Source organism: Halodesulfurarchaeum formicicum (assembly GCF_001886955.1).
In the GTDB taxonomy this organism is placed as follows: Archaea; Halobacteriota; Halobacteria; order Halobacteriales; family Halobacteriaceae; genus Halodesulfurarchaeum; species Halodesulfurarchaeum formicicum.
The window spans coordinates 669507-686032 of the sequence record NZ_CP016804.1 but is presented as its reverse complement, the minus strand read 5'-3'; the positions used below and the strand labels follow the sequence as shown (position 1 = coordinate 686032).

The following is a 16526-nucleotide window of genomic DNA, read 5'->3' as shown; positions in this document are numbered from 1 at the left end:
CCGCCACAGGGCCGCGGCAATCCGGCTCACGTGATCACCCCGTCGATCAGTTCGACGGTGCGGTCCGCGTAGTCCATCAGCAGTTCATCGTGTGTCACGACGACGATCGCGATGTTCTCCTCGGTCTTGAGTCGGGTGAGTTCCGCCAGGATGGTGCGGGCGGTCTCCTGATCGAGGTTCCCCGTGGGTTCGTCCGCGAGGAGCACCTTCGGCTCGTTGATCAGGGCGCGGGCGATCGCCACCCGCTGTTGTTGCCCGCCGGAGAGTTGGCTCGGCAGGTGATCGAGCCGATCACCGAGCCCCACCCGGCGGAGCAGGTCGATCGCCCGCTCGTGGCGATCGATACTGGTGTCCCACATCGAAGGCAATTCGACGTTCTCGACGGCAGTAAGCATCGGCAGCAGGTGAAAGTCCTGGAAGACAAAGCCGATTCCCGACCGTCGCTTTTCGGTGAGTTCGTCCTCGCTGAGCCCCGACACGTCGACCCCTTCCAGCCGGACGGTCCCTTCGGTGGGCGTATCCAACAAGCCAGTCATGTTGAGCATCGTGCTCTTGCCCGACCCGGAGGGCCCGATCACGGTCACCATCTCCCCCCGGTCGGCGTGAAAGTCCACGCCCTTGAGGGCCTCGATGGTCTCGCTCCCGCTCCGATAGCGCTTGATGACCCCTTCGAGTTCGAGAATGCTCATGTGCGCCAGCGATACAGCGCCGCGCCGATCAGAGCCCCCACGAGGCCGACGATCCCGAGCCGGAGCAGACCCAGCCCACCAGTTCCTGACTGGTCTTCGGCGTCCGAATCGCCCGCCCCGTCGTCGAGTTCGACGAACTCACGCGTTTCGAACTGCTCGCCGCCTGCCGAGTAGGCAACCCGAATCGGCACCGATCCGGCCGAATCGGTGACGTTTGCCGTAAGCTCGAAGGTCCCGAACTCGCTCGCCTCGATCCCGCCGATGAAGTAATCACGTGACGGCGAACTGGGGGAGACTCCCGCCGCCGGCTCGACGGCGACCCGAACCGATTCGAGGTCGTTGCTGCCCACGTTCGCGGCGTCACCGCGCAAGGTGACGATCGTGCCCTCGCGGGTGACCTCGACTCCGGAGAGTGTGATCGCCGCGGTGTCGGTCGGCTGGTAGTCGCGGCTGGCTTCGATCGTCCGATCGGTACCGGACGCGGTGTAGGACGCGACGACAGTCAGGTTCCCGCTCCCGAGGGTCGCTCCGTCGAAGGTCGCCGTTCGGGACTCCGTCGCCGGCACGTCATCGAGAACGGATCGGGCGAGTATCCGCCCGTTTCTGACCGCCCGGAGTTCCACGTCGCGCAGTTCGGCGTTTCCGTACTGCACGAGGGTCGCCTCCAGCGCGGGCCCGTCAGGCGACTGGATCGGCGTCAGGGTGAGTTCGGGGTCGGTTCTGGCCGGTTCAACATCGACAGTCATCGACCGGTCGACCGACCGGGTCTGGCCGTCGGCCGTCCGGTAGGTCACCGTCCCGGTGACCGTCTGACTGCCGGATTCGGCGAAGGTCAGATCGTAGCGATGGACGGCCTGGGTGCCCGCCCCCAGCGAGGCAGTAACGCGCTCGGCGTTGTCGACGATCGCATCGCCCCCGAGTTCGAGTCTCACGTTCGAGAGCGGGCGATCCTCACCGTTCGAGACGGTGACGTTCACCTGCTCCTCCTGTCCGGCCACGGCGTCGATGTCGTCGATACGCAGAACGGCCTCATCCGGGGGTTCGACGTCGATGGTGAGCGGGTAGGAGACCGATCGGTGATCGCCACTCTCGTTTTCGACCCGAGTATGCACTCGAAGGTCACGAGTCCCCGAATCCTCGAATGAGAGCGAAATAGGCACGGTAAGACTTCCACCGGGGCGAACTGTGCCGACGTCTTCGACCCGGGCGTGTTCGTTCGCTCGCCCGGCGTCACGGATGTAGACGTCGGTGACCTCGAAGGCCGCCATATCGTCGTAATTCGCGATCGTAACCGACACGGAAAACCGCTCGCCTGGGGCCGGATCCTCGACTGTCGGCGTCGCGGACTCGATCGCGAGGTTCGAGATCGAACCACTCGCCGGAACCGCGACCGTGACGGCGGCGATGATCAAAACCAGGGTGAGCAGGCCAGTTACGGAACGGGAGCGCACGATTCAGCGCTCCGAGAGGGTATCGAGGTTCGTCCCAGTGGCTGTGCGGACTGAATAGTAGCTCATCGATCTTCATAACTGAATATTCATTCACCATGGATAGGTCTTCTGGCAGGCCCCAGGTCAGGGCTCCAGAACCGACGAGACGTACCGCGAGAGTTCCTCGCGAACCTGATCCGTGTCCTCGCTCCTGGCGGTGACCTGCTGGGTCATCGCACCGTTGATCGTCGCCAGTAGAAAAGCGGCAACCCGGTCAGGATCCACTGGTCGGAACGTGCCAGACTCGATGCCGGCCCGGATGATGTCGGCCAATCGGTCGTGAAAGACCTGATCGCTGTCGGTGAAGTGCTCGCGAAATCGGTCGTCGTGGGCTGCCTGGGCCCGCAACTCGACCATTGCCCGGGTGAAGTTGAGCGCCTCCTTGGAGTGAGTGTCCGAGAGCGCCTGGTCGAAGAACTCGGCCAGCCGTTCGTTGGCGGCCGCCTCACGGTCCTCGGGCACCGACTCGAACTCCTCGAGCATGAATCCGAGAAAATCCAGGAGGAGTTCGTCCTTGCTCTCATAATGGTGATAGAGCAGGCTCTTTGACTTCTCGAAGAACTCGGCGATCCGGGAGATCGTCAATCCCGCGTATCCGTACTCACAGAGTGCGTGATAGGTCGCCTGCATAATGGCCTCGCGGGTGTTCGACGGCTCCTCGAGAAACGCGTGTCGCTCGACCATTGCTGAATGAATATTTGATCACCGCGTAAAGCGATGTTGGTCCAGTGCCCGGAAGACCTTCCCCCCTCCACGGACTACGAGTCGTATGAATCCGATCGGGGGCGCCAGGGCACTCCTGGGCGCGGACGGGAACGGCGGCGTCGACTGGGCGGCTGCCCGCCGGGCCGCACACGAATTAACCGACCCCGGTGACCTCGCCCTCTCCGACTCGGTTCGGGGGGCCTACGCCGAGGATCTGCAAGCGGCCCACCGGGAGATCCAGGCGACAGCCGGGATCGAGTTCGATCTTCCACGGACGATACAGGTGCAGAACCGCCACCACTGGATCGAGGCGACACTCGAAACACTCGAAACCGCCTTCGAGCCGCTTGCAGACCGCCCGGGAGCGCTGCCCGGGATCACCGGCCCCCTCAACACGGCCTCGATCGCCGGCTCGGTGGCCTACCTCTCGCGGCGGGTCCTTGGGCAGTACGACCCGCTTCTGTTCGCCGAATCCGAACCCCACCGTCTCTACGTCGTGCATCCGAACCTGGTGTCGACCGCCGCCGAACTGGACGTGCCGGTCGAGCGGTTCCGGCGCTGGATCGCGTTTCACGAGGTCGCTCACGCCGCCGAGTTCGGGGTCGCACCCTGGCTTCGCCCCTACCTCGCCGAGCGAGTCACCGGAATCGTCGCGGAACTCGCTACCGGATCGCTCCCGAAAGACCAGTACGGGGAGCTAAATCGCGCGATGACCGTCGTGGAGGGCTACGCCGAACTCCTCATGGACGAAGCGTTCGACAAGCCCTCGGCGGAGCTCCGACGAAAACTGGACACACGCCGACAGAGCGGCGGGCCACTCTCCACCGTCGTTTCGAGACTGCTCGGGCTGGATCGAAAACGCGAGCAATACGAACGCGGGCGGGCATTTTTCGACGCCATCGTGGCCGAACGGGGGCTCGAAGCGGCCGGCGCGGTGTGGGACGAACCCGGGAACCTGCCCCGCGAATCGGAACTCGAAGCGCCGGGTCGCTGGCTCGATCGTGTCCGACCCACGGCACCCAACTGACACGTAGGGAGCGACATGGTTTTCGGCCCGGACCGCGATAAAATGGCCGTGAACCGCCGGGGCGAGGTACTGGAGGTCGGCGAGGTGCGAACGATCAGCACCGACTCGGGCGATCGGGACGTGGTGACAGTCCGGATTCGGACCGACGACGGTCCAGTTGCCATCTCCCTCCGGAAGAAGTGGACGAAGACGGCCGAGATCCTCGAACCGGGAATGGAACTTTCGGTGACCGCCCTGACCGAGGCCGACGATGGATTTGAGACGACCGAGGACTCAGCGGTCGTGGTCGAACCCGACTTTCTCGTCGACGTGACCGACATCCGCTCCTGGGTGCAGTGTCCGCGGCTCTACTATCTCAACAAGATCGGCGGGCTGCCCCTCGAATATCCCGTGACCAAGGGGACGATCGTCCACGAAGTCTTCGGTGATCTCCTGCGCGGGCAAGCCCTCGACGCGGCAGTCGAGAAGCAAGTCGAGAAGGCGGGGCTGGAACTGGGTCTTTTGGGGCGAGACCGGAATGCAGTTATCGACGAGGTCAGACAGAACGCCGCGGCGATCGACGCCTGGCTCTCACAGGGTCGACTGGACGAGGACGGCTGGCGATCGGAGGTGACCCTTCTGAGTGACACCTACGGCATCAAGGGGCGCTGTGACGCCATCCGACGGGGGAACCCCGTCGAACTCAAGACCGGGAAGAACACGAGCCGCAGCCCCCGGTTCCAGGACAAGATCCAGGCCGCGTCCTACGCCCTGTTGCTCGAAGAACAGGGAGTTTCAGTCGATACGGGCACGTTGCTCTACACGAAAAACGCCGCCCTGGAGGAGGAAACAGGGGACCTCTCGCCGGCCAAGGACTTCTCGATCGGCGACGGACTCACGAAATTCGTGCTTCGGACCCGCAACGAGATCGCCGCCATGGAACACGACCGATCGGTGCCGACCGGCTACGAGGGCGATGCGACCTGCCAGTACTGCTTCGAGCAGGACACCTGTCTGGTGGTCTCGGGTCGGCTGGACCAGCCGTCGAAGGCAGGGTCCGTCGGCGACCCCTTGCCAGAAGCCGAGCGGACGTATTTCCAGGGTCAGTACGACGCTATCGAGACGGAGCGGCGGGCCATCCACCAGGAGTACGCCAAGCTCTGGAAGCAGTCCGCCCAGGCGCGTGCAGACGCCGACCGGGCGCTCATCGGTCTGGAACCGGCCGGGCGAACGCAACTCCCGGACGGCCGGTGGGAGCTCCGCGCCGAGCGCCCAGCGGGAGCCGTCTCGAAGATCCGGGAGGGGGACCGCGTCCTGGCGAGCGACGGCGACCCGATCGACGGCCACACCGAGTTGGCCGTCGTCGAGTCACTGGGCCGGGAGATCGTCCTGAGGGCCGACGAACCGCTCTCGGTCCGGCGACTCGACGTCTACCCATCGGAGTTCTCGGTCGACCGGATGTTGACGGCCCTTCACGACGCCCTCCTCCGGGGTCCGACGCGCCGTCGTGATCTGCTCTTCGAGCGAGACACACCGACTTTCAGCGGCCCGACCCGGGAGTTGATCGACAACAACCCCGCCCAGAATCGGGCGATCAATACGGCGCTCAGAGCCGAAGACTTCGCGCTGATCCACGGGCCCCCTGGGACGGGAAAGACCTACACGATCGCCCGGCTGATTCGGGCCCTCGTCGACCGGGGCGACCGGGTGTTGCTCTCGGCGTTTACCAACCGCGCCGTGGACAACGCGCTCTCGGCGCTGGTCGACCAGGGGTTCGAGGACGCAATTCGAATGGGCACCGAATCGGGGGTGCGCTCGGACATGGCCCATCTCCGACTCGATACGGCAGGCGATCCAAACGAGCGAGCCGAGGCGCTGGAGTCCGCCCCGGTGGTGGCAGCGACGACGGCCTCGTGTGGCTCGCGGGTGATGCGCTCACAATCCTTCGACGTGGTCGTCGTCGATGAGGCCAGTCAACTCACCGAGCCGGACACCCTGGCGGCGATCAATCGGGGGGCGAAATTCGTCCTCGTGGGCGATCACAAACAGCTCCCGCCAGTAGTCCAGTCGGGGGCCGACCTCTCGACCTCGCTTTTCCAGCGGCTCATCGAGACCTATCCGGAGGCGGCCGTGATGTTGGATCGCCAGTACCGGATGTCCCAGCGGATCCAGGCCTTTGCCTCCCGGGAGTTCTACGACGGCCAGCTGCGACCGGCCACGGGGTCAGTGGCCAGCCAGACGATTACGGACCTGGGACTTGACCCCACTCGGACCGACGTGTACGACGGCGTCACCCTGGTCCCGGTCGAGGGGACGAACGCCGACCATACCGACACGGCCGAGGCAGAACGGGTCGCCGAGATCGCGACCGCATACCTGGCGGCCGGGGCTGAGCCGGACGATCTGGGCGTCATCGCTCCGTTCCGGGCCCAGGTTTCCACGATCGAACCGCTCGTTCCCGACGGCGTGACCGTGGACACCGTGGATCGGTTCCAGGGGTCGAGTACCGAGATCCTGCTCGTCTCCTTCGTGGCCTCCGGGAGCCTCGACGGGCCGCTGTTCGAGGACGAGCGACGGATGAACGTGGCGCTTACGCGGGCGAAGAAGGCCCTCGTGCTGGTCGGGGACCCGGCCGCGCTGGAAAGTCGTGACCAATATGCGAGGATGGTCGACTGGGCCGATCGCGCCGCGGAGTGACAGACAAGTCGACTCCCCAACAGTACGCGTTTGCTCCGGCCACACTCCTTTATGCACACTCCGGTCCAAGAAGTGACCATGGACGCTGCTGTGGAGGGATCCTATCAGACCTACTTCGAGAAATCCCCGGTCGCAGTTTTCGTGGTCGACGAGGACGGGACCTATCTCGAAGTGAACCCGGCTGCGTGCGAGCTGGTGGGCTGCTCGGAATCCGAGCTTCTGTCGAAAAACGTCTCGGACCTCTCTACGAGTGGTGAATCGACCCCACCATCGTTTCAGCATGTTCGAGAGACCGGGCGGGTTCAAACCGAACTTCAGATTCAGCACTCCGAGGGCCACCTGATCGACGTGTTACTCGACGCCGTTTCGCTGGGAGACGGAACGTTCGTCGGCTACGTCAGGGATATTACGGATCGGAAAGAGCGCGAACGCGAGGTCGAGTCCCTGAAGGAGCGACTCGAGCTGGCCGTCGACGCCGCCAATCTGGGGGTCTGGGACTGGGACCTGGAGACCGACACCGTCCAGTTCAACGACCAGTGGGCGACGATGCTCGGATATTCGGCGTCGGAAATTGATTCCGCCCTCGATGCCTGGAAGTCCCGCGTTCATCCCGCGGATCGCGAGCTAGTGATGGAAGCAGTCGACGCTCACCTCGCCGGCGAGACGGCGTACATCGACACCGAACACCGACTGCAGACGGCCGATGGCGGCTGGAAGTGGGTCCGGGATATCGGGCACATCACGGAGCGAGGAGCGAACGGGGACCCGAAACGGGCGGTGGGGATTCACCAGGACATCGACGAGCGGAAACGGGCCGAACAGGAACTCGAAGCCGCTCACGACCGGCTCCGACAGGTCATTGACCTGGTTCCGGACCTGATCTTCGTGAAAAATCGGGCCGGGGAGTATCTTCTCGTGAACGACGCGGTCTGTGAGGCCTATGGCCGCCCGGCCGAGGAGATCATCGGCCGGACCGATCAGGAACTCCTGTTCACCGAGGAACATCCAAAAGCATTCCGCGAGGACGACCTGGCGGTCATCGAGTCGGGGGAGCCAAAGACCATCCCGGAGGAAGACCTGGTGACCGCCGACGGCGAGACACGCGTGTTTCACACGACGAAGATCCCCTACGAGCCCTCCGGAAGCGACGACGACGCGGTGCTCGGATACGCCCGGGACATCACCGAGCTCAAAGCGTACGAGCGACAGATCGAGACCCAGCGGGACAATCTGGAAGTTCTCAACCAGATCGTCCGCCATGACATCCGGAACGATCTTCAGCTGGTGCTCGCGTACGCTGATCTCCTCCACGATAGCGTCGAGGAGTCGGCGTCCGGACACCTCCACACCCTGCAAAACGCGGCACAAGACGCGGTAGCGATCACTCGGACCGCCCGGGACGTAACGGAAGTACTCCTGCAGTCCGGGGCGGATCGGGCCCCGACACGCTTGCGGCCGGTCCTGGAGGGGGCGATCGACTCGGCCCGCTCGAACCACGAACACGCCGCGATTCAGGTCGAGGGCTCGATTCCGGAGGTCTCCGTACTGGTGGACGATCTGCTCGAATCGGTGTTCCGGAACCTGCTCCAGAACGCGGTCATCCACAACGATCAGGAGCTCCCCGAAGTCACCGTGACCACGACAGCTGGTAAAGAGACAGTGGCCGTTTCCATCGCCGACAACGGCCCAGGCGTTCCGGACGAACAGAAAGCGGAAATCTTCGAGGAGGGAGTCCAGGGGCTGGATAGCGAGGGGACCGGACTGGGGTTGTATCTCGTCGAGACGTTGATCGACCGCTACGGAGGCTCGGTTCAGGTCGAGGACAACGAACCACGAGGAGCGGTATTCACCGTCGAACTGCCACTCGCCTGAAAGAGTAGGGCTAGTTCAGCACCCAGAACTGGTAGTTGAGATACGTGGCGAAGGAGACCCAGAGCAGGTAGGGGACCAGGAGGAGAGCAGCGCGCCGGTCGACCCGGTCGAAGACAAGGATAGTCGTCACGATGAGCATCCAGAGAGCCAGGATGACGAGCAACCCGGCTCCGAGGGCTTGCTGTCCGAAGAAGACCGCCGACCAGCCAAGGTTGAAGAGGAAGTGGACGACGAACACACCGATCGCGAGTTTCGCGCCGTCCGGATCGGTCGGGGCCTGCCGCCACACGAGCCAGACGGCGACGCCCATGAGCGCGAAGAGAGCCGTCCAGACCGGGCCGAAAACCCAGTTCGGCGGGGCGATAGCCGGGCGGACGAGGCTGCTGTACCACTCGCCGAGCCCCTGGGCGGTGAAAATCGCCCCGGACGCGCCGACGAGTTCGACGGCGAGAATCGCGAGGCCGAGCGCGAGACCGGGTCGATTGCGAGCGAATCCCGCGAGTCCCGAATCAGTTTGCATAGAGCGATTTCGAAGCGCGGCCCGAAATACGTACGCCCCACTCAGCCAGTTCGTCGGCGGCGAACGTCCACCAGCGCGACGGCGAGGCCGAGGACGATTGCGACCCCCAGCGCGGTCGTGACGCCGACGCGGAAGACCCCGGCAAGAATGAGCAAGGCAAGGAGAAATCCCAGAGCGAACGCGACGAACCCGCCGGCGACAGCGTTCCGCTGTGGGGAGGGCGATTCGACCCCGACGTACGCGGCGGCTCCGAGCAACGCGCCAGCGACGAGGCCGGCCGGCAGCCCCAGAAAGACCGAAAACTCGACCCACCGACCGGTAACGGCAGTGACAGCCACCCCAACCAGGAGGAAGCCTGCGACAGCGGCGGCCAGTGCCAACCCAAGGGATTTCGTGGTCACGGCTGTGTGCGGTTTCGGGTACTCACTCCGAGCCGATCGCTTCGAGGTCCGTGCCCTCGATTACGGCCCCCGTTTCCGTGTCGTCTGTCGACTCGCCGCGTGATCGGCGGCGCCAGGTGAACACGCCGATGAGGGCTCCCGTGACGGCCAACGCGACTGCCCCGAGGGCGAATCCGCGCCGGGACGGCAGTCGGGATCGGCTTTCAGACCTCGATACGGGCTCGGTGGCAGGTGTGGCCCTGGTCGGTGCCGGGGATTCGTCCGCCCCGTCGCCGCCGATCTGTGTGCCATCCAGGTGCAACTCGAAAAACGTGATTTCGGAGACCATACGGAAAATCGGCCTGGAAAACATATAGCCAGGCCGATATTTCTCAGCGAGTGAGAACCGACGGCAGGTGCCAGCGACAGTTCTAATCGTCGCCGTTCGACGCCCCCTCGATCGCCTCGGTGACTCGGTCGTGAAAGGCCCTGAGTGCGGCGTCCTCGTCTTCGGCGAGAACCACGTCACTGGCCGATAGGGTCGCCAGGCCGAAGGAGAGCGGGCTGGGCGAGTCGAGTGTTTTCGAGACCACTGTGAGTTCGCCCGCCTGGATCCGTCCGAGCAGTTCCTCGATATGTCCGAAATCGAGTTTGTCCTCGACGATCTCCCGGTTGGTCTCCGCGAGGACCACGAAATCCGGCAGGTCCTCTGCAAAGCCAAGCAGCATTTCCGCGGAGACCTGCTGCCGACTGGCGGACTTCTCGTGGCCCTTGTACCGCTTGAGAATCATCAGGGAGCGGGTCGCGTTGATGCGGAAGTACCGCTCGCGAAGATCGGTCCCAACCAGGCTCGCTTCGAGGTGTTCGCGGGCCCGGTCCGGATCGAGTCCTTCGAGCAGCCCCACCACGTCGACCTTCCGATTGAGCGGCATCGAGAGGACGAAGCCGGTGTCATCGACCGCGATGGTCACGTTCGCGGTGGCCTCGTTCGCGACCTGGTGGGCCAAAATTCGTGAGAGGCCGTCGTTCACCTGCCGGCCGTAAGGAACTCGCACGTAGTAGCGACGGCGATAGTCAGCCCGATCGGTGACGTGTTCGACGACGATCCGGTCGGTGGTGCTCACACTCTCGGGCCCGGCGTAGGCGATCTGCCTGTCGACGGTCCGGGAGAGTGCTCGCACGCTCTCCTCGTCGATAGGGAGGTCCCGGAGCGCCCGTCGAAGCTGGGCCATCCCGTCTTCCTGAAGGGAGATGAGCCGGTCCTGAAAGGCCGCGATCTCGGCTCCCAGATCGAAGGATCGGGGCAGGCGTTCGGAGTACCACGAGGGGACCGTCGCCCGCTCGCTCGTCCGATCGACGTACACCTTCGATCCCCGGCGGTAGCGATACTCGTACCGCTGGCCCCCGAGGACGAAGACGTCACCCGGATCGAGCGTGTCGAGATAGTCCTCGTCGAGGTCACCGACCCACTGGTCGTCGCTCCGGACGAACACGTCACAGGAAAAGGAATCGGGGATCGTCCCGAGGTTGGTCATGTAGATCATCCGGGCCAACCGACCCCGCTTGCCGATCAATCTGGTGCCGACCGGGTACTCCGGATAGTGGTGCTCGCCGTCGGGGGGATCGTTCTCGTCGACCCAGATCTTCGCGTAGACGTTGCGCTCCTCCAACCCGTCGTACTCGGCCCGGAGGTATCTGAGCAGGTTGTCGAACTCCGCGTCGGTGTAGTCCCGATAGGGGTAAGCTCGGCGGAGTGTCTCCTCGACCTCCTGAAGCGGGCGCGGCCCGTTGATCGCCATCCCATAGACGTGCTGGGCAGCGACGTCCTGAGCGCGTTCGGGCACCCGAATGCGGTCGACAAAGCCCGCTTTGGCCCGCTCGAGCATGACCGTACACTCGATCAACTCCTGGAGGTCGAGCGCGAACACCCGGCCCGTGACCGTCTCGCCGAGCTGGTGACCGGCCCGTCCCACCCGTTGGAGGAGCGAAGCGACTGATTTGGGAGAGCCGACCTGCACCACGAGATCGATGTGTGGCATGTCGATGCCGAGTTCCAGGCTCGTCGAGGTGGTCACCACGTCCAGAGTCCCCTCCTTCAACGCGCTCTCGACCGCCTGACGGCGCTCCTTCGAGAGCGAGCCGTGATGGGCCCCCGAGTGGTCCTCGTCCACGGCTCCCCGCTCCCGGAGGTTTTCGAGCACGCGTTCGGCTCCCGAGCGGGTGTTCGTGAACACGAGTGTGCTGTCGTGATCGTCGATCAACGTCGCGAGCCGATCGTAGAACCGTTCCCGAACGACCGATCGGGGGGTTTCGACCAGGTCCGCCGCGGGCGTGTGCAGTTCGAGGTCATAGTCCCGCATGAACCTGGTGTCGACCAGTTCAACGTCGCGTGGCTCGCCGTCCTCGGAGCCGCCCAGAAAGGCCCCGATCGTGTCGAGGGGTTCGACCGTGGCCGAACAGCCGATCCGGGTGGGGGCCGTGTCCGCGAGTGTCTCCAGTCGCTCCAGGCTCACCGAGAGATGCGTGCCCCGTTTGTTGGCCGCGAGGCTGTGAATCTCGTCGACGATCACGTACTCGACCGTCCTGAGTTTCTCCTTGAACTTCGGTGAGTTGAGCAGGATTGCCAGGGTCTCCGGCGTGGTGTTGAGGATGTGTGGCGTCTCATCGAGCATGGCCTGCCGGGCGGCCTGCTCGGTGTCACCGTGTCTGATCGCGTGTCGGATCACGGAGGGGTCCTCGCCCTGTTCGGCCCGCCGAGCGGCAATTCCCTCCAGGGGCTCGGTCAGGTTGCGATGGATGTCGTTTGCCAGTGACTTCAGCGGTGAGATGTACAGGCAGTAAACCGTGTTTTCCAGGCCCTCGGCCCGTTCCCGGACGAACAACTCGTTGATGATCGCCGTAAAGGAGGCGAGTGTCTTCCCCGAGCCGGTCGGACTCGCGATGAGCGTGTGCTCGCCCGCGGCGATCTGGGGGATTGCCTCCCGCTGTGGCGGCGTGAAAAAGCCGCCGTTCTGCTCGACCGAATCGCCGAACTGGTCGATCCACCACTCCCGAACCGCCGGTTCGAGGGACTGCAACAGGTCCCCATCGGGGACCGCCTCGGGGTCCGGAACGGAGTCGGGCGTCTCCGTGACCATTCGGTGGGGCCTATGCAGGCCGACGGGTTGTAGCTGTTGGCAGCTGGTGGCCCCGAGGACTGTTGGGAACGGTGCCCCAACCGTTTTCCCCGTCGGGCCACCCCCATCCACCATGCAACTCACCTTTCTCGGGACTGGCGCCGCGATGCCCACCCCGGGCCGGGCCCAGTCGGGAATCCTCGTGACCGATGGTGACCGACGGCTGCTCGTGGACGTCGGCAGCGGGGTACTCGGCCGACTGGCCGACACGGAAATCGGCTACGAAGGGGTCGACACCGTCCTTTTGACCCACCTCCATCTCGATCACGTCTCGGATCTCCTGGCGCTCTACAAGGCCCGGTGGCTGGCCGGCGAGGAGTCGATCACGGTCGTCGGCCCCCCGGGAACGAACGCCCTCGTCGAGGACTTACTCGACGCCCACGAATACCTGCGCGGGCGGCTCAACTACGCGGTCCGAGAGATCGAGGGCGGGGCGTGGACTGTCGCCGGGTTCGAGGTGACGGCCACCCCGACTCGACACTCGATGGACGGCCTGGCCTATCGCTTCGAGGACCAGGTGACGATCACCGGCGACACCAAGGAGTTCCAGGGCCTGATCAGTTTCGCCGAGGTCGGCTCGGTGCTCGTCCACGACTGCTCGTTCCCCGACAGCGTGGAGCAAGATGCCCACACCACCCCGACGAAACTGGCCCAGGTCCTCGACGGGGCGGCCCTCGATCGGGTCTATCTCACGCACCTCTATCCACAGACAGTGGGCAAGCACCAGGAGATGATCGAGACGATCGAGTCACGGTTCGACGGGGAGGTACAGGTCGCCGCGGACGGCATGCAAATCGGGGTCTGATCACTCGATCGGGTAGCGCAACAGTGCCGCGACCCCACCGAGGTTGCGGAGCTGTTCGCCGGGCTGGAACTCGTGTGAGAAGACGGTAATATCCCCGCCCTGACGCTCGACCTGCTGGATCAGTTCGTTCACGTCCAGTGCCCAGTCGCCTTCCCCGGCCCGCTCCTGGCGGAGCCGTTCGTCCAGAATCAAGAGGTTCTCGACGGCCCCGTACTCGGTCGCGGTCTCGACGGCGTCGATGCCGTAGGCGGCCGCCCCGTCCCCGGCCATCCGATCGGTGAGTTCGTCGATCGCCGCGGACTCCTCGGCGATCCGGGTCTCGCGGCGCACGTCCGCGACGGCCCCGCGCTTGAGCACCTCGTGGACGCCACGCCCGCCGGCCGCGCTGGTGTCGACGACCGACACCGTTTCGGTGACCTCGGGGTGGGCCTGGATGTGTTCGAGCGCGTCCTGTTTGGTAAACCCCGGGCCGGCGAGGATGATCGCGTCGGCGTCGAGGTGACCGAGTGCGTCGGCCAACTCCTCGAAGAGTTCCTCGCGGCCGCCGGTGTACTCGCCTTTCCCGGTGGTGCTCGTGAGCGAGACGTACTCCTCGACGCCGTACTGGGCCACCGTGTGGACGTGGGCTTCGCCCTCCGCGACGGTGGCGATGGCGACAGTCGGCTGATCCGTGGCTTCCTCGGCCTCCTCGATGCGCTCGCGCTGGTCGGGCTGCCAGATCTTCTCGATCTCGATCGTGTCGTGTTCCTCCAGGTTCAGGGTGTGATGGAGGCCGAGTTGGTCCTCCCGGGAGCAATCCACGATCGTCCCGCCCACCCGAAGGCGATTCGAGAACTTGTGGAAGTCCACGTCCTCGACTTCGAGGGTGACATGCATGTGTTCGCGCTCGCCACCGGTGTCACGCATGTGCTCCTCGTTGCGCTGGATGCGCCGGTGGGTGTCCCCGGAGACCAGATCGCCGGGTTCGATGACGTAGGTGAGATGCCAGAGGTCATCGAGACTCTCGGGCACCAGGCTGACCGCTTCGCGGCCGGCCTCGCGGGTCGTCCACTCCCGGACGTGCATTACTCCTCACCCTCGCTAATGCGACTCGTCCCGGGCGGCATGAACTTCTGAATCTCGTCCGGGCTCGCGATTTTCCGCACGAAGGTCGTGTCGGTAAAGCGCTCACGGAACTCCCGGTACACCCGTTTCGCAACGTCGCCCTGGGCGTACCGGCCGGGTTCGATCCGGATCGAGGTCTCGGTCTGGGCCTCGATCGGTTCGGGTGGGCCCCCGAGAACCCGCGTCTCAGGCTCACAGGCGATGCCCACCGCGGCTCCGACCGGCGTATCCTCGAAGTAGGTCCGGTCGCCACGGATCGCAAACCCGCCTTTCTCCAGGTACTCGCCGCTCTCCGGGGTCTTGGAGACCTGGTCGCCGGAGACCATGTAGACGTCGCCGCTGTACTGGCCCTGTTTCCAGATCGTCGAGTAGGTGACTGCAAATTGTGCGGCCTCCCGAAGGCTCTGTTCGGGTACCTCGATGTCCTTCGTGGGTTCGCTGGGCTCGCTGGTCTTGAGGATCGTCGCCGGGCCGCCGTGGGCCTGGGTGTGGAAGAACCGATCGGCGTGTTCCATGTACTTCGCGACCAGTTCCTCGTTCTGCTCGGCGTTTCGGCCACCGAGCACCAGGAAGCCGTCGCTTGTGCGGAACGATCGGAAGCGGTCGTACCACTTCTCTGGGCGACGGATAGGAATCGACTCGCGAGCCAACCAGTCCACGTCCTCGGCGGGTTTTTCGTCCTCGGCCTCGGCGGCTTCCTCTTCGTAGCCCGCCTTGCGCTCCTTGAGGGCGGCGAGTTCCGCTCGCGTGTCCTCGATGGCTTCTAACGCGCCGTCCCGTTTGGATTCGATCTCCTTGGCCCCGGTGTAGAGCCGATCGGCGTTCTTCTCGACCCCGGATCGGGGGTCCAGGGGAATCTCGTGATCGTCCAGGTCGATTCGGATCATCCCTTCTGACTCGTCGATGCCGGTGACCGCGGCTGCGGCCTCGATCCCGGCCTCGGCCCCCTCGGCCAGTCGGGATTCGATCTCCGGCCAGGAGTGACCGGACTCCCGGGCCTCCCGGACAGTCCGAATGATCTCGTCGACGAAGTCGTAGTTCGCATAGAGGGCCTGGGCCTTCTCCCGCTCGGTCTCGGCCCGCCGCTCGAAGTCCTCGATGGCCTGTTCCTGCTGTTCGATGATCCGCTCGCGCTTCTCGATCTCGGCGTCGAAGTCCGGCCCGCTGGACTCGCCGGTTTCGGGCTCGTCCTCGCGGTCTTCGAGCGCCCGGAAGTACGCGTCGAGGGCCGCGTTGAACGTGTCGTAAGCCTCACTCTCCAGGTCGGCGTACTCCTCCATTGGGACGGGAGTCACGTCAACGACCGCGCCGTCCTCACGGTAGACCCGGGGGTCTGTGTCCCCTTCTCGGAGCCGGTCGAGCAGGTCGGTCATCTCCGCGTAGAGCCGGCGGTACTCCGTCTCGCCCGCCTCGGTGATGTCCAAGGTCTTCTCGACGCCGGCCCGCGTACAGAGTTCCTCGCCGTACGTGCCACCGAAGTTGAGCTGGGTCGCCATGGTGCGGACCAGGTCGGTGTCCGACTCGGCCATGGTCGCGGCAAACGCCTCGTAGTCCATCTCCAGGGGGTTGATCCGGCTCTCCGGGAAGCCGTACTGCGCGCCCGGCGCGACCGTTCGCGAGCGGAGCCGTACCGTCGAGAGCGAGTCGATTACCGCTCCACTCTCGTCGAGCACCGCCAGGTTCCCCTCGCCGAACAGTTCCGCGACGATAGTGGTATCAGCATCCCCGCGACGGAATTCGAACTCCAGGATCCGGTCGAAGCCGTGCTGGGAGACCGACGCCAGGTCGGCCCCGGCGATCCGGTTGCGCAGCATCTTCGCGAAGTTCGGCGGCCGGTCCGGCGCCGCTGGCACGAACTCCGGTTCGGTGACGTGGACGCGTTTGCGCTCACCGACCTGGATCAGAAGTTCGATGCGACCGCGGTCGTAATCCCGCATCTTGAGCCGCACGAGTCCGTCCGCATAGAGATAGGCCTTGTCCACGGTCGCGCCGGTGTAGGCCCCGAGTTCGCCCACCAGGGCGACGAGCCCGACACTCGTGACCTCCCGCTTCGGTTCCATGGTCACAAGGAGTTGGACCGGC

The 16526-nt window shown here is 64.9% G+C and carries 13 protein-coding genes; 4 read left to right on the top strand and 9 right to left on the bottom strand.

From position 1 onward, the window contains the following. Nucleotides 1-26 precede the first annotated feature (26 nt). The 3 genes from HSR6_RS03555 to HSR6_RS03545 all read right to left on the bottom strand — a co-directional run bounded on the left by HSR6_RS03555 (nt 27) and on the right by HSR6_RS03545 (nt 2863). Complete coding sequence (locus HSR6_RS03555) at nt 27-689, bottom strand: ABC transporter ATP-binding protein (RefSeq protein ID WP_070364623.1); 663 nt, start codon at nt 687-689, stop codon at nt 27-29. Further along, on the bottom strand, nt 686-2140 hold the full coding sequence (locus tag HSR6_RS03550) for a COG1361 family protein (RefSeq protein ID WP_071932826.1): 1455 nt from the start codon (nt 2138-2140) through the stop codon (nt 686-688). The genes HSR6_RS03555 and HSR6_RS03550 overlap by 4 nt, the downstream gene beginning before the upstream one ends. A 123-nt stretch (nt 2141-2263) precedes the next feature. Next, on the bottom strand, nt 2264-2863 hold the full coding sequence (locus HSR6_RS03545) for a TetR/AcrR family transcriptional regulator (RefSeq protein WP_070364621.1): 600 nt from the start codon (nt 2861-2863) through the stop codon (nt 2264-2266). Between the two features lie 85 nt (nt 2864-2948). Between HSR6_RS03545 and HSR6_RS03540 the strand changes: the two genes are divergently transcribed. The 3 genes from HSR6_RS03540 to HSR6_RS03530 all read left to right on the top strand — a co-directional run bounded on the left by HSR6_RS03540 (nt 2949) and on the right by HSR6_RS03530 (nt 8459). Continuing rightward, a complete protein-coding gene (locus tag HSR6_RS03540; protein WP_071932825.1) occupies nt 2949-3911 on the top strand; it encodes a zinc-dependent metalloprotease in 963 nt (320 codons plus the stop codon). Between the two features lie 48 nt (nt 3912-3959). Next, complete coding sequence (locus tag HSR6_RS03535; protein WP_071933625.1) at nt 3960-6587, top strand: AAA domain-containing protein; 2628 nt, start codon at nt 3960-3962, stop codon at nt 6585-6587. A 78-nt stretch (nt 6588-6665) separates the two neighbouring features. Continuing rightward, nucleotides 6666-8459, top strand: a complete 1794-nt coding sequence (locus HSR6_RS03530; RefSeq protein ID WP_071932824.1) for a PAS domain-containing sensor histidine kinase — start codon at nt 6666-6668, stop codon at nt 8457-8459. 10 nt (nt 8460-8469) lie between these two features. Here the strand turns inward: HSR6_RS03530 and HSR6_RS03525 are convergent, their stop codons facing one another. The 4 genes from HSR6_RS03525 to HSR6_RS03510 all read right to left on the bottom strand — a co-directional run bounded on the left by HSR6_RS03525 (nt 8470) and on the right by HSR6_RS03510 (nt 12496). Further along, nucleotides 8470-8979: a TspO/MBR family protein gene (locus HSR6_RS03525; RefSeq protein WP_070364618.1), complete on the bottom strand. Its 510-nt coding sequence runs from the start codon at nt 8977-8979 to the stop codon at nt 8470-8472. Between the two features lie 41 nt (nt 8980-9020). Next, nucleotides 9021-9380 (bottom strand): hypothetical protein, encoded by a 360-nt coding sequence (locus HSR6_RS03520; RefSeq protein ID WP_070364617.1) that lies wholly within the window; start codon nt 9378-9380, stop codon nt 9021-9023. Between the two features lie 22 nt (nt 9381-9402). Further along, nucleotides 9403-9708, bottom strand: a complete 306-nt coding sequence (locus HSR6_RS03515; protein ID WP_070364616.1) for a hypothetical protein — start codon at nt 9706-9708, stop codon at nt 9403-9405. An 82-nt stretch (nt 9709-9790) separates the two neighbouring features. Next, a complete protein-coding gene (locus HSR6_RS03510; protein WP_070364615.1) occupies nt 9791-12496 on the bottom strand; it encodes an ATP-dependent helicase in 2706 nt (901 codons plus the stop codon). Nucleotides 12497-12608: 112 nt separating this feature from the next. Between HSR6_RS03510 and HSR6_RS03505 the strand changes: the two genes are divergently transcribed. Then, complete coding sequence (locus HSR6_RS03505; RefSeq protein ID WP_070364614.1) at nt 12609-13340, top strand: MBL fold metallo-hydrolase; 732 nt, start codon at nt 12609-12611, stop codon at nt 13338-13340. Here HSR6_RS03505 and HSR6_RS03500 read toward each other — a convergent pair whose 3' ends face one another. Beyond that, nucleotides 13341-14405: an mRNA surveillance protein pelota gene (locus HSR6_RS03500; RefSeq protein WP_070364613.1), complete on the bottom strand. Its 1065-nt coding sequence runs from the start codon at nt 14403-14405 to the stop codon at nt 13341-13343. Next, nucleotides 14405-16504 (bottom strand): ribosome rescue protein RqcH, encoded by a 2100-nt coding sequence (gene rqcH / locus HSR6_RS03495; protein ID WP_071932823.1) that lies wholly within the window; start codon nt 16502-16504, stop codon nt 14405-14407. The genes HSR6_RS03500 and rqcH overlap by 1 nt, the downstream gene beginning before the upstream one ends. Nucleotides 16505-16526: the final 22 nt, after the last annotated feature.